Origin of the sequence: Streptomyces sp. NRRL S-646 (assembly GCF_000720765.1) — a bacterium.
GTDB lineage: Bacteria > Actinomycetota > Actinomycetes > Streptomycetales > Streptomycetaceae > Streptomyces.
In genome coordinates this window covers 212,308-230,065 of the sequence record NZ_JODC01000006.1, presented here as the reverse complement: position 1 = coordinate 230,065, position 17,758 = coordinate 212,308, and the positions used below count along the sequence as shown (strand labels likewise).

Below are 17,758 nucleotides of genomic sequence, written 5' to 3'. Positions count from 1 at the left end.
GGCGGGCGGCATTCACAGCTCCGTCGTATATGACACGTACACACACTGAGAGGGGGAGGCAGCCGCAGTGACCAACATTCCCGAGACCGGACGGACCCCAAGGGTCCAGATCCGGCTCGTCGTCATCCAGATCCTCGTCCTCTCCCTGCTCGGCACCCTCGGCGGTCGGCTGTGGTACCTGCAGATCCGCGAGGGCAGCGAGTACGCCAAGGAGGCGTCCGGCAACCACGTCCAGCAGGTCGTCGATCCCGCCGTACGCGGCTCGATCCTGGACGCGCGCGGTGTGGCGCTCGCCGACAACGAGACCCGCCTCGTGGTCTCCGCCTCCCGCACCGACCTGCTGAAGATGAAGGACGACGGCAAGGCGGTCCTCACCAAGCTGGCCGGGGTCCTGGGCATGAAGCCCAAGGAGGTCATGCAGCGGGTCCGGCTGTGCGACGCCAAGACGCCCCAGCCCTGCTGGAACGGCTCGCCCTTCCAGCCGATCCCCATCACCGACGAGGCCACGCCCCGCCAGGCCATGCAGATCCGCGAGCGCTCCGAGGACTTCCCCGGCATCACCGCCGAGCCCGAGGCACTGCGCCGCTACCCGGGCCCCGGCAAGTCCAACACCGCACAGGTCCTCGGCTATCTCTCGCCCGTCACCGACGACGAGATCCAGAAGGCCAAGGACACCGACTCGCCCTATCTCCGCTCCGACCAGGTCGGCCGCTCGGGCCTTGAGCGCCAGTACGACAAGGAACTGCGCGGCAAGGCCGGCGTCACCCGCTACGAGGTCGACAACCTCGGCCGCGTCATCGGCAAGGCCAAGTCCGACCCCGCCCAGGCCGGTTCGAGCCTCGTCACCAGCATCGACTCCCGCGTCCAGCGGGTCGCCGAGTACGAGCTGCACAACGCGATGAAGATCGCCCGCGGCCAGTACGACAAGGTCACCGGTGAGAAGTACAAGGCCGACTCGGGTGCCGTCGTCGTGATGGAGGCCAAGACCGGCCGTATCGTCGCCATGGCGTCCGCACCGACCTACGACCCGAACGTCTGGATCGGCGGCATCTCCGCCAAGGACTACAAGCAGCTCACCGGCAAGGACTCCGACTACCCGCTGCTCAATCGGGCCATACAGGGTCAGTCCGCGCCGGGTTCGACCTTCAAGGTGGTCTCCACGGCCGCCGCGGTCCAGGCCGGCTACGCCTGGGACGGCGGCTACCCCTGCACCAGCTCGTACTCGGTGGGCGGCCAGGTCTTCAAGAACTTCGAGGGCGAGAGCTTCGGCCCCATCTCGCTGGGCCGGGCCCTGGAAGTCTCCTGCGACACCGTCTTCTACGGTCTCGCCGACCGCGAGTGGAAGAAGGACGGCGGCATCAACCCCAAGAAGGGTGAGCCCAAGGACTACTTCTACAAGACCGCCCACCAGTTCGGCCTCGGCAAGGAGACCGGCATCGACCTGCCGAACGAGGTCACCGGCCGCGTCCCCGACCGCCAGTGGAAGCAGGACTACTGGAAGGCCAACAAGGACGCCTGGTGCAAGAGCGGCAAAAAGGGCGGCACCTACGTCCAGAGGATCGAGTACGAGGGTTGCCTCGAGGGCTACAAGATGCGCGAGGGCGACTCGATCAACTACTCCATCGGCCAGGGTGACACCCTCCTCACCCCGATCCAGGAGGCCATGATCTACGGGGCCCTCGCCAACGGCGGCACCGAGCACGTCCCGACCATCGGCAAGGCGATCATCAGCGCCGACGGCAAGACCGTCAATGAGATCCAGCCCAAGGTCCTGCGCAAGCTCCCGATCAGCGAGGCCACCCACAAGGGCATCGACAAGGCCCTCGCCGGCGTCATCACCGCCGGTACCGCCGCCTGGAAGTTCAAGGGCTGGCCGCAGGACAAGATCACGCTGCACGCCAAGACCGGTACCGCGGAGGTCTACGGCAAGCAGACCACCTCGTGGCTCGCCACGTACTCCAAGGACTACTCGGTCGTCATGACGATCGCCCAGGCCGGTACGGGTTCCGGCGCCTCCGGTGAGGCCGTCCGCAGCATCTACAGCGCCCTCTACGGCGTCCAGCCCGACGGCTCGATCGACAACAAGAAGGCACTGCTGCCCAGCCCGCAGAAGGGCCTGCCCAAGGTCAAGACGGACGGCACGATCGCCTCGCCGAAGGTGCCCAAGGACCCGGCCAAGGAACTCCACGCCAACGACAACGCCAGCCCCTCCCCGGGCGCGAGCCAGCCCGCCGCGACCACGGCCTCGCCCACATCGACCAACCGGACCACCCGCAGGCGGCCGCGCAGGCGGGGAAGCCGGAGGATGCTCACATGACCGGTGCAGGCAGCTTCTCCGTCCCCGGGTACGGCCCCCGGCGCGCGGGCTGGACCCGCATCTTCGCCCGCGACTCGGTGGCCCGCCGGCTGGACTGGCCGATGCTGCTGGCGGCCCTCGCGCTCTCGGCGATCGGCTCGGTGCTCGTCTTCTCGGCGACCCGCAACCGCACCGAGATCAACCAGGGCGACCAGTACTACTTCCTCATCCGGCACATCATGAACACCGGCATCGGGTTCGCCCTGATGGCCGGCACGGTCTGGCTCGGCCACCGCACCCTGCGCACCGCCGTCCCGATCCTGTACGGCGCCTCGGTGTTCCTGATCCTGCTGGTGCTCACCCCGCTCGGCGCCACCATCAACGGCAGCCGCAACTGGATCGTCTTCGGCGGCGGCTTCTCCCTGCAGCCCGCCGAGTTCGTGAAGGTCACGATCATCCTGGGCATGGCGATGATGCTCGCCGCCCGGGTGGACGCGGGCGACAGACCGTACCCCGACCACCGCACGGTCCTGCAGTCCCTGGGCCTGGCCTCCGTACCCATCCTGATCGTGCTGCTCATGCCCGACCTCGGCACGGTCCTGGTCCTGGTGACCATCATCCTGGGCGTGCTGCTCGCCTCCGGCGCCTCCAACCGCTGGGTCTTCGGCCTGATCACGGCCGGCGTCGTCGGCTGCATCGCCATCTGGCAGCTGCACATCCTGGACGAGTACCAGATCAACCGCTTCGCGGCCTTCGCCAACCCCAGCCTCGACCCGGCGGGCGTCGGCTACAACACCAACCAGGCGCGCATCGCGATCGGTTCGGGCGGTCTGACCGGCGCCGGCCTCTTCCACGGCTCGCAGACCACCGGCCAGTTCGTGCCCGAGCAGCAGACGGACTTCGTCTTCACTGTCGCGGGCGAGGAGCTGGGCTTCGTCGGCGCGGGGCTGATCATCTTCCTGCTCGGCGTGGTGCTGTGGCGCGCCTGCCGGATCGCCCGCGACTCGACCGAGCTGTACGGCACGATCGTCGCCGCCGGAATCGTCGCCTGGTTCGCCTTCCAGACCTTCGAGAACATCGGCATGACCCTCGGCATCATGCCGGTCACCGGCCTGCCGCTGCCCTTCGTGTCGTACGGCGGCTCGTCGATGTTCGCGGTGTGGATGGCGGTGGGGCTGCTGCAGTCGATCAGGGTGCAGAGGCCCATGTCGGCGTAGGCCTCCGGCGGTTGCGGCGGGAACGGTGCGGGCGGGTGGGGGTTGCGGCCCTGGGGGCTGTGCCCCAGACCCCCTTCGGCCTGAACGGCCTCGTCCTCAAACGCCGGACGGGCTGGGGCCGCGCCCCCTGTCGTACCAGTTCCGCAGCAACTAGATTCGGTTCATGGCGGACACAAAGCGGGAGATCGAGCGGAAGTACGAGTCCGACGACAGCGGCCTGCCCGACCTGACAGGCGTCGCCGGTGTCGACGCGGTCGTCGACAAAGGGGTCGCGCATCTGGACGCCACCTACTACGACACCTCCGACGAACGCCTCGCCGCGTCCGCGATCACCCTGCGCCGCCGCACCGGCGGCGCCGACGCGGGCTGGCACCTGAAGTTCCCGGTCGCCCCCGGCGTCCGCGACGAGATCCAGGCGCCGCTCTCCGACACCGTCCCGCGCAGCCTCGCCGGCCTGGTCCGCTCCCGGGTCCGCGACGCCGAGCTGCTGCCCGTGGTCCGGCTGCGCTCCGACCGCGACGTCCGCGACCTCGTCGACGCCGGGGGCCGGCTGCTCGCGGAGGTCAGCGTGGACGCCGTACGCGCCGAACGGCTCACCGGCGACGGCGGTTCGGCCCAGTGGACCGAGCTGGAGGTGGAACTCGCCGACGGCGGCGACCCCGCCTTCCTCGACAAGGTCGACAAGCGGCTGCGCAAGGCGGGCGTACGACCCTCCGCATCGGCCTCCAAGCTGGCCCGGGCCCTGGCGGAGACCGCGCCGAAGAAGAAGCGCAGGAAGAAGCAGCAGGTGAAGCCGCCGGTGACGGCCGGCGACCACGTCCTCGCCTACGTCCGCGAGCAGCGCGACGCGATCATCGAACTCGACCCTGCCGTACGCCAGGACGTGTACGACTCCGTGCACCGCATGCGCGTCGCCACCCGCCGTATGCGCAGCGCCTTCCGCTCGTACGGCAAGGTCCTCGACCGGACCGTCACCGACCCCATCGGCGTCGAACTGAAGTGGCTGGCCGGCGAGCTCGGTGTGGACCGGGACCGGGAGGTGCTGACCGAGCGGCTGTCGGCGGCCCTGGACGAACTGCCCAGGACACTGCTCTCCGGGCCCATCCGCACCCGGCTGCGCACCTGGATGAACGCCCGCCGCGGCGGATCGCGCCGCCGTCTGACCGGCGTCCTGGACTCCCAGCGCTATCTGAAGCTGCTCGACAGCCTGGACGCGCTGGTCGCGGACCCGCCGGTGCTGGAGGCGGCCGCCGGAAAGCCGGAGAAGGTGATCGCCAAGGCCGTACGGAAGGACTTCGCAAAGCTGTCCGAGCTGGTCGAGCAGGCCATCGCCCTGGAACCCGGCCACGAACGCGACCTCGCCCTGCACGAGGCCCGCAAGAAGGCCAAGCGGACGCGGTACTCGGCGGAGGCCGCCACACCGGCCCTCGGCAGCCCGGCGACCGCGCTGACCAAATCGATGAAGTCCCTCCAGAACCTGCTCGGCGACCACCAGGACAGCTTCATGACCCGCCAGACCCTGCGCGAGCTGTCCGCCGTGGCCCACGCGGCGGGGGAGAGCTCGTTCACGTACGGAGTGCTCTACGGCCGCGAGGAGGCGCGCGCCACGGCCGTGGAGACACAGGTGCCGGGGGCCTGGCGGGAGGTCAAGGACGGGATGCAGGTCTGAGCGGTCGGGGCGGGTGCACGGCCGCGTTAGGCTAGATGGTCACCCCTGTCAGTTCAGGTCGTCCCATCAGCCCATTCCCACGAAGGTTCGAGATGTCTGCCGAAGTCGCTGCGGCCGCCGAGTCTGTGTTCCCGCAGCTCGAAGCTCTGCTCCCGCATGTGCAGAAGCCGATCCAGTACGTCGGCGGAGAGCTCAACTCCACGGTCAAGCCGTGGGAGTCCTGTGACGTCCGCTGGGCGCTCATGTACCCGGACGCCTACGAGGTCGGGCTGCCCAACCAGGGCGTCATGATCCTCTACGAGGTCCTGAACGAGCAGGAGGGCGTTCTCGCCGAGCGCACCTACAGCGTGTGGCCGGACCTGGAGGCGCTGATGCGGGAGCACGCCGTCCCGCAGTTCACGGTGGACAGCCACCGGCCGGTGAAGGCCTTCGACGTGTTCGGGCTGAGCTTCTCCACGGAGCTCGGCTACACGAACATGCTGACGGCGCTGGACCTGGCCGGAATCCCCCTGGAGTCCAAGGACAGGGGGCTCGACGACCCGATCGTCCTGGCCGGCGGCCACGCGGCCTTCAACCCCGAGCCGATCGCGGACTTCATCGACGCGGCGATCATCGGCGACGGCGAGCAGGCCGTGCTGGACATGACGAAGATCATCCGTGACTGGAAGGCGGAGGGCCGCCCCGGCGGCCGCGAGGAGGTCCTGTTCCGCCTCGCGAAGACGGGCTCGGTCTACATCCCCGCGTTCTACGACGTGGAGTACCTCCCCGACGGCCGTATCGCCCGTGTCGTACCGAACAAGTCGGGCGTCCCGTGGCGCGTGTCGAAGCACACGGTCATGGACCTCGACGAGTGGCCCTACCCCAAGCAGCCCCTGGTCCCGCTCGCCGAGACCGTCCACGAGCGCATGTCGGTGGAGATCTTCCGCGGCTGCACCCGCGGCTGCCGCTTCTGCCAGGCCGGCATGATCACGCGCCCGGTCCGCGAGCGCTCCATCACGGGCATCGGCGACATGGTGGAGAAGGGCCTGAAGGCGACGGGCTTCGAGGAGGTCGGCCTCCTCTCCCTGTCCTCCGCGGACCACAGCGAGATCGGTGACATCGCCAAGGGGCTGGCGGACCGGTACGAGGAGGACAAGATCGGCCTGTCCCTCCCCTCCACGCGTGTGGACGCCTTCAACGTCGACCTGGCGAACGAGCTCACGCGCAACGGCCGCCGCTCCGGCCTCACCTTCGCCCCCGAGGGCGGCTCGGAGCGCATGCGCAAGGTCATCAACAAGATGGTCTCGGAAGAGGACCTGATCAGGACGGTCTCCACCGCCTACGGCAACGGCTGGCGCCAGGTGAAGCTGTACTTCATGTGCGGCCTGCCCACGGAGACGGACGAGGACGTCCTGCAGATCGCCGACATGGCGATGAAGGTGATCGCCGAGGGCCGCAAGGTCTCCGGCCAGAACGACATCCGCTGCACGGTCTCGATCGGCGGCTTCGTCCCCAAGCCCCACACTCCCTTCCAGTGGGCGCCGCAGCTCTCCGCCGAGGAGACGGACGCCCGCCTCGAAAAGCTCCGGGACAAGATCCGCGGCGACAAGAAGTACGGCCGCTCGATCGGCTTCCGCTACCACGACGGCAAGCCCGGCATCGTAGAGGGCCTCCTCTCCCGCGGCGACCGCCGCATCGGCGCCGTCATCCGCGCCGTCTACGAGGACGGCGGCCGCTTCGACGGCTGGCGCGAGCACTTCTCCTACGACCGCTGGATGAGCTGCGCGGACAAGGTGCTGCCGGCCTTCGGCGTGGACGTGGACTGGTACACCACGCGCGAGAAGACGTACGAGGAGGTCCTGCCCTGGGACCACCTCGACTCGGGCCTCGACAAGGACTGGCTCTGGGAGGACTGGCAGGACGCCCTCGACGAGACGGAGGTCGAGGACTGCCGGTGGACGCCGTGCTTCGACTGTGGGGTGTGCCCGCAGATGGACACGCACATCCAGATCGGCCCGACGGGCAAGAAGCTGCTGCCGCTGACGGTCAAGAACGCAGGCCCGGCGCCCGCTTCGAGTGATCACGCGCACTGACGTGAACCCCGTCGTCTCCGTCGTCACGCCGGTGCACGGCGGCGCTGTCCGTTTCCTTCCCGACGCCTACGCCTCTCTCCTCCAGCAGGATCTTCCTGACGGGTGGTCATGGGAGTGGTGCGTACAGGAGGACGGCAGCGACGTGCGTGCACAGTCGTATCTGCCGGCCGACGATCCACGGATCCGGGTTGCGGCGTCCCGCGCCGGCGGCCCGCACGTGGCACGGACCATGGCGTTCGCGCGCTCGACCGGTGCCTATGTGAAGACGCTGGACGCCGATGACCAGCTCACCGCCGGAACTCTCGCCCGGGACATCGCCGTGCTGGAGGAGGACGCCTCGGTCGGCTGGACCACGTCGCGGGTCGTCGATCTCCTCGAGGACGGCAGCACCGTCTCGTTCGAATCGAGCGACCCGCAACCGGGCCGGCTCCCCAGGGGAAGCGAGTTCGGCTTCTGGGCCGAACACCACCGGCCGCAGGTCCACCCCGCCACCCTGTGCGTGAGGCGCTCCCTGCTGGCGCTGCTGGGCGGCTGGATGGCCCTGCCCGCCTCGGGCGACACCGGGCTCCTGCTCGGTCTGGACGCCTTGGCGGACGGATGGTTCATCGGCGAGACCGGACTTGCCTACCGCAAGCACGGCGGCCAGATCACCGCCCACCCCGACCATCGCAGCGGGGCGGAATGGGAGGCCCGTATGTCCCTGATCCGTGAGCATGCGGAGGCCATCCGGGCGTGGGCCGACACCGGGGTTCAGCTGTCGCCGGAGCCCGGGCCGTAGAGCGCAGCGATGTCCTTGGACGATGCCCACCGGCTGTAGGTGGGGGACTGGGGCCAGCCCTCGGGAGAGTCCTGCCATTCCTCCTGGCGGCCGTACGGGAGGAGATCGATCAGCGCGAAGCTGTGACCGATCTGCTCGGTGCCGCGGCCGTTGGTGTGCCAGGTGCGATAGACGGTGTCGCCGTGGCGCAGGAAGACGTTGACCGCGAATCCGCCGCCGGGCGGTGCGCCGACGTCGGTCCCGAAGGAGCTGTCGGCGGTCGAGTACCAGGCCATGCGGTTGCCGACGCGCCGCTTGTAGGCGAGTGCCTCTTCGATGGGGCCCTGGGTGACGACGACGAAGCGCGCGTCGTAGTTGTCCAGGAACTCCAGGCGGGTGTACTGCGAGGTGAAGCCCGTGCAGCCCGGGCACTGCCATTCCTGGCCGGCGAACCACATGTGGTTGTAGACGATCAGCTGCCTCCTGCCTTCGAAGACGTCCGCCAGCCGGACCGGGCCGTCCTCGCCCTCGAGGGTGTAGTCGGGCATCTCGACCATCGGCAGCCGTCGGCGCTCGGCGGCGATGGCGTCGAGCTCCCGCGTCGCGGCCTTCTCCCGGGCGCGCAGTGTCTGCAGCCTGTGCTCCCAGGTGGCGGCGTCGACGACGGGTGGTAGTGCGTGGGTGGTCATGGTCCCCTCACAGAGCTCGCGCGTGACTTTCGCTGGTGTGGAGGTAGACCCCGCCGGGCTCCGGAACTCATCGGCGCTCCGACGAGGGATCCGGACGGGCGGCCCCGGCGTCTGTGGGGGTATGGATCTGCAGAAGCCGCCCGCCGAACACCCCGGACAGCAGCCCGCGCGACAGTCGCCCGAAGGGTGCCTCGTCGTTGCGATCCGCCTTCCCGTGCGGATCGTCGTGCTTGTGCTGGTCGTGCCGGTACGGATGGCGTGGGATGCGCTCGTGGTCGCCGGGCGGTTTCTGAACAGCACCGTGTTCCGGCCGGTGGGACGGGCGTTGTTGTGGGTGGCGCGGGCCGTGTTCGTATGGCCCTTCGTGGGGCTTTGGCGCTATGTCGTCGTGCCGCTCGGCAGGGCGTTGGGGTGGCTCGGGAACGTGCTCGTGGTTGTGCCGCTGAAGTGGTTCCACCGCTACGCCCTGACTCCGTTGGGGCAGGCCCTGGTGTGGGTGTACGCGCGCCTTCTCACGCCTGTCGGGCATGGCGTGATGTGGGTGCTCAGCGGGATCGGGGCGGTGCTCGCCCTGCTCGGGGCCGGTGTGTACGCCGGTGCCGCGTGGCTGGTGCGGTATCTCGTCGTCGTTCCCGCGATGTGGGTGTACGAGTGGGTGCTCGCGCCGGTCGGCCGGGCGATCGCCTGGGTCGCGCGCACCGTCGCCACCGGGGTCGGGATCGGGCTGTACTGGGTGGGGCGGGTGCTGTTCGTGCTGCCCGCGCTCGCGCTGTGGCGGTGGGTGCTGGTGCCCGTCGGGCGGTTCCTCGCCGTCGTCGGGCGCGAGGTGGGGCAGGCGATCGGGCATGCCTGGCGGGTGGCCGGGCGGATCTCGCTCGCCGTGGGGCGGGCTCTCGGGACCCTCTTCCGGTGGATCTTCGTGGAGCCGGTGCGCTGGGTCTACCGGACCGTGCTCACTCCCGTCGGACATGTCGTACGGGATGCCGTGCTGCGGCCCGCCGCCGAGGCGGCGCGCAGTGTGGGGCGGGCCACCCGGCTGGCGCTCGCCTCCGCCCGGGAGTCCGCGCGACAGGCGCGCGCCGAGTTCCGGCGGATGCTCTTCGGGGAGCCCGATCGGACCGAGGCAGTGGACCGGCGGGAACCTCCGGGCCGCGAGACACGTACTCTTGGTAGCAGTACGACCGCTCTCACGAAGGACTGAACGACACTGGGCAAGCGACAGCCCGAAGGCCCGCCGCCCGCACCCGCGGTGCAGCGCATCCGACTGCGCTACACCAAGCGCGGCCGCCTCCGGTTCACCAGCCACCGTGACTTCCAGCGCGCCTTCGAGCGTGCGCTGCGCCGTGCCGAGGTGCCCATGGCGTACTCGGCGGGGTTCACGCCGCATCCGAAGGTGTCGTACGCCAATGCCGCACCCACCGGCACGGGCAGTGAGGCGGAGTATCTGGAGATCGCCCTCACCGAGGCGCGGGATCCGGAGAAGTTGAGGATCCTGCTCGACGAGTCGCTGCCCGCCGGGCTCGATGTCGTCGACGCGGTCGAGGCCCGGATGTCCGGGCTCGCCGACCGGCTCACGGCTTCCGTGTGGGAGCTGCGACTGGACGGCGTGGACCCGGCCGAGGCGGAGCGGGCCGTTTCGGCCTTCAACACCGCCGAGGCCGTCGAGGTCCAGCGCATGACCAAGAACGGCGTGCGGACATTCGACGCCCGCCCCGCGGTCGTACATCTTGAAACGCATAGTGATCCGGCTGATAGGCCGACCGACCAGCCCTGTGCGATACTGCGGCTGGTTGTTCGGCACGTGACGCCTGCCGTACGACCCGACGACGTCCTGTCCGGTCTCCGCGCCGTGGCCGACCTGGCGCCGCCGGTCCCCGCTGCGGTGACCAGGCTGGCGCAGGGGCTGCTCGATGAAGAGACCGGCACGGTGACCGACCCGCTCGCGCCCGACCGCGAGGCAGCGACGGCCCGACCCACGGCCGATTCCGCTGCCGCCGCGAAGGCGTCGGCGTAAGGAAGGTCCCGCGAAGGACGGACGTCGAAGCGCCGCCCTCGTACTCGGGAGCCACCTGGGTCGGGCAGCGCACCGACACAGAAGACTTTCGCCAGGCCGTATGCATTCGGTGTACGGAACCGGCGAGACAGGACACAGAGAGCTCCCGTGCGGCGCCCGCGCCCCGGACGGCGGCACCGCGCATCGCGCGAGCCGCGGACGTCACCGGCGATCAACGCCGGACCGGGCGCGGCGCCCGGGAGCCTGACGGGAGAAATGCCCGCATGCTCGAGCCGACCGAACCCACTGAGGGTTCCGAACTGAACACCCCCAGCGACACCTTGCCGCCGCGTCGTCGGCGCCGTGCCGCTTCACGCCCGGCGGGTCCCCCCGCCGCGGGCGCCTCCGAGACCCCGGAGGAGATCGTCGCGCCGGCCATACCGGCCGACAGCGACAGCGAAAAGAAGCCCGACGATTCCGAAGAGTTCGCTGAGGCGCCTGCGGTTGTCGAGGAGGCCGCGCCTGCCGGGCGTACGCGTCGTCGTGCGACCCGCCGGGTGTCCGCGCCTGCCGGGGCGACCGCTGCCGCCGAGGCCGCCGAGACCGTGGTGGCCGCTGCCGCTCCGGTCGAGGAGCGGGAGAGCGCGGCCGTCGCCGAGGTTCCTGCCGAGGCGGCCGCTGAGCCCGACGAGGACGCCGCTCCGCGTCGTACCCGTCGTCGTGCCACGCGCCGTGTGTCGGCGCCCGGCGAGGCGCCCGTGACCACCGAGGCGCCCGCCGCCGAGGACACCGAGACGACCGCCGTGGCCGAGGCGCCCGCCGCCGAGGCTGCAGAGCCGGCCGAGGACGCCGCTCCGCGTCGTACCCGTCGTCGTGCCACGCGCCGTGTGGCCACGACGGTCGAGGAGACCCCCGGTGCCGAAGAGGTGCCGGCTGTTGAGGAGCCCGTCGCCGCTCCGGCTGCCGAGCAGGCCGAGGAGGACGGCGCGCCGCGGCGTACGCGTCGCCGGACCGCCCGTAAGGCCGCCACCGGGTTCGCCGAGCCCGCGCAGACCGCCGGTGCCGCCGAGAGCGTCGAGGACGAGGGTCCGCGGCGGCCGGCCAGGCCCGCCGTCGCCGTGTTCCAGGCGCCCGTGTTCACCGAGCCGCAGTTCCAGACCCCGCAGCGCGCCGCCGCCGAAGCGGCCGCCGAGGCCGAGACCGTCGAGCCGGAGGAGCTCCCCGAGGAGCAGGCCGGGGCGCGGCGCCGTCGCCGTCGCCGCGGTGCCGCCGCCGGCGAGGAGGCCGAACCGCAGGCCGTGGAGACCACCGTGGAGGACGAGGCGGAGGAGGCCGACGAGTCGGCCGAGGACGCCGCCGAGGGCGACGAGTCGGAGGAGACCGGTTCGCGCCGTCGCCGTCGCCGTGGCGGCCGTCGCCGTCGTCGTGGCGAGTCCGCCGAGTCCGCCGGTGAGGACGAGTTGGAGGAGTCCGACGAGCTCGCCGCCGTACAGGCCGGGCGGGCCGATGAGGACGCTGCGGACACCGCCGAGCAGGTCGAGGACGACGAGGAGGACGAGGCCGGCGAGAGCGGCGGCTCCAGCTCCAGCAGCCGTCGGCGCCGGCGCCGTCGTCGTCGTGCCGGTGACACCTCCGCGGACATCGAGCCCGGCGACGGTGACCCCGAGCGCACGGTCGTCAAGGTCCGCGAGCCCCGCCCGAAGGCCGAGCCGTCCGACGAGGTGCAGTCCATCAAGGGCTCCACGCGTCTGGAGGCCAAGAAGCAGCGCCGCCGCGAGGGCCGTGAGCAGGGCCGCCGACGCGTCCCGATCATCACCGAGGCCGAGTTCCTGGCCCGCCGTGAGGCCGTCGAGCGCGTGATGGTCGTCCGGCAGAGCGGTGAGCGCACGCAGATCGGCGTCCTGGAGGACGGCGTGCTCGTCGAGCACTACGTCAACAAGGAGCAGTCGACCTCGTACGTCGGCAACGTGTACCTCGGCAAGGTGCAGAACGTACTGCCCTCGATGGAGGCCGCCTTCATCGACATCGGCAAGGGCCGCAACGCCGTCCTGTACGCCGGTGAGGTCAACTTCGAGGCGCTCGGCATGGCCAACGGGCCGCGCCGTATCGAGTCCGCCCTGAAGTCCGGCCAGTCCGTGCTCGTCCAGGTCACCAAGGACCCGATCGGGCACAAGGGCGCGCGTCTGACCAGCCAGGTGTCCCTCCCGGGCCGCTATCTCGTGTACGTCCCCGAGGGCTCGATGACCGGCATCAGCCGCAAGCTGCCCGACACCGAGCGGGCCCGGCTGAAGACCATCCTCAAGAAGATCGTCCCCGAGGACGCGGGCGTCATCGTGCGCACCGCCGCCGAGGGCGCGAGCGAGGACGAGCTGCGCCGCGACGTCGAGCGACTGCAGGCGCAGTGGGAGGACATCCAGAAGAAGTCGAAGAACGGCAACGCCCCGACGCTGCTGTACGGCGAGCCGGACATGACCGTCCGCGTCGTCCGCGACATCTTCAACGAGGACTTCACCAAGGTCGTCGTCAGCGGCGACGACGCCTGGGAGACCATCCACGGATACGTCTCGCACGTCGCACCCGACCTCGCCGACCGGCTGTCGAAGTGGACCAGTGAGGTCGACGTCTTCGCCACGTACCGGATCGACGAGCAGCTCGCCAAGGCCCTGGACCGCAAGGTCTGGCTGCCCAGCGGTGGTTCGCTGGTGATCGACCGGACCGAGGCGATGGTCGTCGTCGACGTCAACACCGGCAAGTTCACCGGCCAGGGCGGCAACCTCGAGGAGACCGTCACCAGGAACAACCTGGAGGCGGCCGAGGAGATCGTCCGCCAGCTGCGGCTGCGCGACCTCGGCGGCATCATCGTCATCGACTTCATCGACATGGTGCTCGAGTCCAACCGGGACCTGGTGCTGCGGCGCCTGCTGGAGTGCCTGGGCCGGGACCGTACGAAGCACCAGGTCGCGGAGGTCACCTCGCTGGGCCTGGTCCAGATGACCCGCAAGCGGGTCGGCCAGGGCCTGCTGGAGTCCTTCTCCGAGACCTGCGTCCACTGCAACGGCCGCGGTGTCATCGTGCACATGGAGCAGCCGAGCGCCCCCGGTGGCGGCGGCAAGCGCAAGAAGCGCGGGCGTGGCGGCGACGGGCACGTGCACGAGCACGAGGCCGTGGCGGCCGTCGAGGCTCCGGAGGCCGTCGAGGAGACCGAGGCCGAGGTCGCTGCCGAGGCCGCGGCACCGGTCGCGCTGTCCGAGCCGGCCTTCGCGCCGGACGAGGAGCTGTACAGCAGCGTCGCCGAGGCTGAGGCCGCGGTCGGCCGTGGCCGTTCGCGGCGCCGCGCGAGCCGTCGTGCGTCCGCTCCGGCGGGTGCGCCCCGGCGTGAGGCACCGCGTTACGAGGAGGCCGAGGCGCCGACCGCTCAGGACGTGACGGTCGAGGCTGAGGTGGAGCGTCCGGTGCAGCCGGAACCCGCCGCCGAGGCGCTGGCCGAGCCCGCTGCCGTCGAGGACGCGGTCGTCCAGACCGCCCCCGCCGAGGCTCCGGCCGTCGAGGAGGCCGCGCCCAAGGGGCGTACGCGCCGTCGCGCGACCCGCAAGGTGTCCGCGCCGGCCGGGTCGCCCGCGGGCGCCGAGGCCGCCGTGGTGACGGTCGCCGAGACGGCCCCCGTGGCCGAGGCTCCGGTGGTGGCCGAGGCGGAGACGGCGGCCGAGACGCCCGCCGAGAGCGCCGCTCCGGCCCGCCCGCGGCGCCGTGCGGTGCGCAAGGAGACCGCGCCGACCGCGTCCGAGGAGACGGCCGTCGTGGTCGTCCCGTCGGGTGCGGAGGAGCCGGCGGCCGCGGAGGAGAGCGCCGAGGAGGCGGCTCCGGCCAAGAAGACGGCCGCTCGCAAGACGGCCAAGAAGGCCACCGCGAAGAAGGCCGCCACCAAGAAGACCGCGGCCAAGAAGACGGCAGCGAAGAAGGTCACGGCCAAGAAGGCGGCGACGACCGCCAAGACGGCCGCGGCCAAGTCGACGGCGAAGAAGACCACGGTCTCGGCCGCCGCCGACGAGAGCTGAGCAGTGCCGCGTGCGGCCGGTCCCTGTGACCGGCCGCACGCGTGCGGGGCCCGGCCCGGTTTGACCCCTCCGGCCACGGCCCCGTAACCTTGACCGTCGGCGTGTCCTTGGATATGGGCGCGCCACATCCCCGTAAACCTCATTCCTCCAGGGCACTGGGTGCTCCGGAGAGGCTGCCCGTGCCGGGTGGCTGGACTGCGGGGGTGCCGTTCCCGAGCGAGAGAGTGAGATCCGCGTGTACGCCATCGTGCGCAGCGGTGGTCGCCAGCACAAGGTTGCTGTCGGCGACATCGTTGAGGTTGACAAGATTTCCACTGCCAAGGTTGGCGACACGGTCGAGCTCTCGACCCTGCTCGTTGTCGACGGCGAAGCTGTCACCAGCGACCCGTGGGTGCTGGCCGGCATCAAGGTCCAGGCCGAGGTCGTGGACCACCACAAGGGCGTCAAGATCGACATCCTTCGCTACAAGAACAAGACCGGCTACCGCCGTCGTCAGGGCCACCGCCAGCAGTACACGGCGATCAAGGTCACTGAGATCCCCACGGCTGCGAAGTAAGGGACTGAGGAGAGATGGCACACAAGAAGGGCGCATCGTCCACCCGGAACGGTCGCGACTCGAACGCCCAGCGGCTCGGCGTGAAGCGCTTCGGCGGTCAGGTCGTCAACGCGGGTGAGATCCTGGTCCGCCAGCGCGGCACCCACTTCCACCCCGGCACGGGCGTCGGCCGTGGCGGCGACGACACGCTGTTCGCGCTGAACGCCGGCGCGGTGGAGTTCGGTACCCACCGTGGCCGCAAGGTCGTGAACATCGTTCCGGTCGCCTGAGTCTGTTCCTGATTCAGGGCTGAAGCCCGAACGCTTCGCGAGGCGGACCTCACTTCCCGTGTGGGAAGGCGGGTCCGCCTTTCGCGTGTTGACATGAGTAACACCCGTACGTAACTGGAGGCACCAACCATGACCACCTTCGTGGACCGCGTCGAACTGCACGTCGCCGCGGGTAACGGAGGCCACGGCTGTGCCTCCGTCCACCGTGAGAAGTTCAAGCCGCTCGGCGGACCCGACGGCGGCAACGGCGGGCGCGGCGGTGACGTCATCCTCACCGTCGACCAGTCCGTGACGACTCTTCTCGACTACCACCACTCCCCGCACCGCAAGGCCACCAACGGCAAGCCCGGTGAGGGCGGCAACCGGTCGGGCAAGGACGGCCAGGACCTCGTGCTGCCCGTGCCGGACGGCACCGTCGTCCTCGACAAGGCCGGCAATGTGCTCGCCGACCTGGTCGGACACGGCACCTCGTACGTCGCTGCGCAGGGCGGCCGCGGCGGGCTCGGCAACGCGGCGCTCGCCTCGGCGCGGCGCAAGGCGCCGGGGTTCGCGCTGCTCGGCGTCCCCGGCGATCTGCAGGACATCGTCCTGGAGCTGAAGACGGTCGCGGACGTGGCGCTGGTGGGGTACCCGAGTGCCGGTAAGTCCTCGCTGATCTCGGTGCTGTCGGCCGCCAAGCCGAAGATCGCCGACTACCCGTTCACGACCCTCGTCCCCAACCTGGGTGTCGTGACGGCCGGTTCCACCGTGTACACCATCGCGGATGTGCCGGGGCTGATCCCGGGCGCCAGCCAGGGCAAGGGGCTGGGGCTGGAGTTCCTGCGGCACGTCGAGCGGTGCAGTGTGCTGGTGCATGTGCTGGACACGGCGACGCTGGAGTCCGAGCGGGACCCCGTCTCCGACCTCGATGTCATCGAGGAGGAGCTGAAGCAGTACGGCGGGCTCGACCGGCGGCCGCGGATGGTCGTACTGAACAAGATCGACGTACCGGACGGCAAGGACCTCGCCGAGATGGTGCGGCCGGATCTGGAGGCGCGCGGGTACCGGGTCTTCGAGGTGTCGGCCGTCGCTCATCTCGGGCTGAAGGAACTGTCGTTCGCGCTGGCCGACGTGGTGGCGAAGGCGCGCGCCGCGAAGCCGAAGGAGGAGGCGACGCGGATCGTCATCCGGCCCAAGGCCGTCGACGACACCGGCTTCACGGTGACCCGCGAGGACGACGGGCTGTTCCGGGTGCGGGGCGAGAAGCCCGAGCGCTGGGTGCGGCAGACCGACTTCAGCAACGACGAGGCCGTGGGCTATCTCGCGGACCGCCTCAACCGCCTCGGTGTGGAAGAGGAGTTGATGAAGGCGGGGGCCCGGTCGGGCGACGGTGTCGCCATCGGACCCGAGGAGAACGCCGTCGTCTTCGACTGGGAGCCGACGGTGATGGCCGGGGCGGAGATGCTGGGCCGTCGCGGTGAGGACCACCGGTTCGAGGCGCCCAGGCCTGCGGCGCAGCGGCGTCGCGACCGGGACGCGGAGCGGGACGAGGCCCTCCGGGAGTACGGGGGCTTCGAACCCTTCGGTGAGTAGGCGCTCCGCGGGATTGGTGCCGTCTGGGGGCTCCGCCCCCAGGCCCCGGTCGGCCTGAACGGCCTCGTCCTCAAACGCCGGACGGGCTGGAGGTAGTTGCCGCCGGGAGACGTGCCACGTCGTTGAGGGCCCCTCACTCATCGGCAGTGTGGCGGCGGCCGGTCAGGTGACCGTGTTGAAGGGCGGCGCGTCCGGGCTCACCGGGACCTGTGCCGGTGCCGTGGCCTTCGACCAGAACACCGCGGGCGTGCCGGGCACCGCCGAGCAGAACGACTTCTTCGGGCGCAGCACCGTCCTGGTCGACACCGACCAGAACGGCCGTGCCGAGCTCTACGTGCGCCCACCGGGCGAAAACGTTTTCGACGGCGCCGTCTGCGCGCCCTCGGCACGTTCGCGGCCGACTCCGGACTCGGCTTGAACTTCGCTCACCGAACAGCCTCCTGCCCAGTGTCAATTGAGGGCATGTAAGGCCCGTTGCGGCAAAATCACGTTCGTCGTGTTGTTCCCGTGTCGCAACGGGTCTTCTGTTGTCTGCCCATTTGTCATGCACGCGAAGGCCTCCGTTCAGCGGGTGGACCGCCCGGCTGCGTGAGCTTTCACGTGTCCAAGAGGC

At 70.4% G+C, this 17,758-nt stretch carries 13 protein-coding genes; 12 read left to right on the top strand and 1 reads right to left on the bottom strand.

Going from position 1 to position 17,758, the window contains the following annotated elements:
• The first annotated feature begins 67 nt into the window (after window positions 1-67).
• From mrdA to IH68_RS0114540, 5 genes are all read left to right on the top strand, one after another.
• Window positions 68-2,317, top strand: coding sequence for a penicillin-binding protein 2 (mrdA, locus tag IH68_RS0114560; RefSeq protein WP_030934314.1), 2,250 nt, complete (start codon window positions 68-70; stop codon window positions 2,315-2,317).
• Window positions 2,314-3,513 (top strand): rod shape-determining protein RodA, encoded by a 1,200-nt coding sequence (gene rodA / locus IH68_RS0114555; RefSeq protein ID WP_030934312.1) that lies wholly within the window; start codon window positions 2,314-2,316, stop codon window positions 3,511-3,513. Before mrdA ends, rodA begins: the two co-directional genes overlap by 4 nt.
• 163 nt (window positions 3,514-3,676) lie before the next feature.
• Window positions 3,677-5,182 (top strand): CYTH and CHAD domain-containing protein, encoded by a 1,506-nt coding sequence (locus IH68_RS0114550; RefSeq protein ID WP_030934309.1) that lies wholly within the window; start codon window positions 3,677-3,679, stop codon window positions 5,180-5,182.
• A gap of 92 nt (window positions 5,183-5,274) precedes the next feature.
• The gene (locus tag IH68_RS0114545) at window positions 5,275-7,254 is read left to right on the top strand and encodes a TIGR03960 family B12-binding radical SAM protein (protein WP_030934306.1); all 1,980 of its coding nucleotides are present in this window, start codon (window positions 5,275-5,277) and stop codon (window positions 7,252-7,254) included.
• Window position 7,255: 1 nt separating this feature from the next.
• Entirely contained in the window at window positions 7,256-8,032 is a 777-nt protein-coding gene (locus IH68_RS0114540) for a glycosyltransferase family 2 protein (RefSeq protein WP_037884821.1), read from the top strand.
• On the opposite strand, the gene IH68_RS0114535 is transcribed toward IH68_RS0114540, so the two are convergent.
• Window positions 8,005-8,700 (bottom strand): DUF899 domain-containing protein, encoded by a 696-nt coding sequence (locus IH68_RS0114535; RefSeq protein WP_030934300.1) that lies wholly within the window; start codon window positions 8,698-8,700, stop codon window positions 8,005-8,007. The genes IH68_RS0114540 and IH68_RS0114535 overlap by 28 nt on opposite strands.
• A 121-nt stretch (window positions 8,701-8,821) precedes the next feature.
• On the opposite strand from IH68_RS0114535, the gene IH68_RS0114530 reads away from it, so the two are divergent.
• From IH68_RS0114530 to IH68_RS0114500, 7 genes are all read left to right on the top strand, one after another.
• Window positions 8,822-9,901, top strand: coding sequence for a hypothetical protein (locus tag IH68_RS0114530; RefSeq protein ID WP_030934297.1), 1,080 nt, complete (start codon window positions 8,822-8,824; stop codon window positions 9,899-9,901).
• Between the two features lie 48 nt (window positions 9,902-9,949).
• Window positions 9,950-10,714, top strand: a complete 765-nt coding sequence (locus IH68_RS0114525) for a TIGR03936 family radical SAM-associated protein (protein ID WP_030934292.1) — start codon at window positions 9,950-9,952, stop codon at window positions 10,712-10,714.
• A 263-nt stretch (window positions 10,715-10,977) separates the two neighbouring features.
• On the top strand, window positions 10,978-14,748 hold the full coding sequence (locus IH68_RS0114520) for an Rne/Rng family ribonuclease (protein ID WP_030934289.1): 3,771 nt from the start codon (window positions 10,978-10,980) through the stop codon (window positions 14,746-14,748).
• Window positions 14,749-14,983: 235 nt separating this feature from the next.
• Window positions 14,984-15,304, top strand: coding sequence for a 50S ribosomal protein L21 (gene rplU / locus IH68_RS0114515; protein ID WP_030934287.1), 321 nt, complete (start codon window positions 14,984-14,986; stop codon window positions 15,302-15,304).
• A gap of 14 nt (window positions 15,305-15,318) precedes the next feature.
• Window positions 15,319-15,573: a 50S ribosomal protein L27 gene (gene rpmA, locus IH68_RS0114510; RefSeq protein WP_030934285.1), complete on the top strand. Its 255-nt coding sequence runs from the start codon at window positions 15,319-15,321 to the stop codon at window positions 15,571-15,573.
• Between the two features lie 129 nt (window positions 15,574-15,702).
• Window positions 15,703-17,145, top strand: coding sequence for a GTPase ObgE (gene obgE, locus IH68_RS0114505; RefSeq protein WP_030934283.1), 1,443 nt, complete (start codon window positions 15,703-15,705; stop codon window positions 17,143-17,145).
• A gap of 166 nt (window positions 17,146-17,311) precedes the next feature.
• Window positions 17,312-17,563, top strand: a complete 252-nt coding sequence (locus tag IH68_RS0114500) for a hypothetical protein (RefSeq protein WP_159403677.1) — start codon at window positions 17,312-17,314, stop codon at window positions 17,561-17,563.
• Window positions 17,564-17,758 lie beyond the last annotated feature (195 nt).

Excerpts from the sequence above, each read along its gene's own strand:
- rodA (WP_030934312.1), top strand. The coding sequence starts at position 2,314 with ATGACCGGTGCAGGCAGCTTCTCCGTCCCCGGGTACGGCCCCCGGCGC.
- IH68_RS0114550 (WP_030934309.1), top strand. The coding sequence starts at position 3,677 with ATGGCGGACACAAAGCGGGAGATCGAGCGGAAGTACGAGTCCGACGAC.
- IH68_RS0114545 (WP_030934306.1), top strand. The coding sequence starts at position 5,275 with ATGTCTGCCGAAGTCGCTGCGGCCGCCGAGTCTGTGTTCCCGCAGCTC.
- IH68_RS0114535 (WP_030934300.1), bottom strand. The coding sequence starts at position 8,700 with ATGACCACCCACGCACTACCACCCGTCGTCGACGCCGCCACCTGGGAG.
- IH68_RS0114530 (WP_030934297.1), top strand. The coding sequence starts at position 8,822 with ATGGATCTGCAGAAGCCGCCCGCCGAACACCCCGGACAGCAGCCCGCG.
- IH68_RS0114520 (WP_030934289.1), top strand. The coding sequence starts at position 10,978 with ATGCTCGAGCCGACCGAACCCACTGAGGGTTCCGAACTGAACACCCCC.
- rpmA (WP_030934285.1), top strand. The coding sequence starts at position 15,319 with ATGGCACACAAGAAGGGCGCATCGTCCACCCGGAACGGTCGCGACTCG.
- obgE (WP_030934283.1), top strand. The coding sequence starts at position 15,703 with ATGACCACCTTCGTGGACCGCGTCGAACTGCACGTCGCCGCGGGTAAC.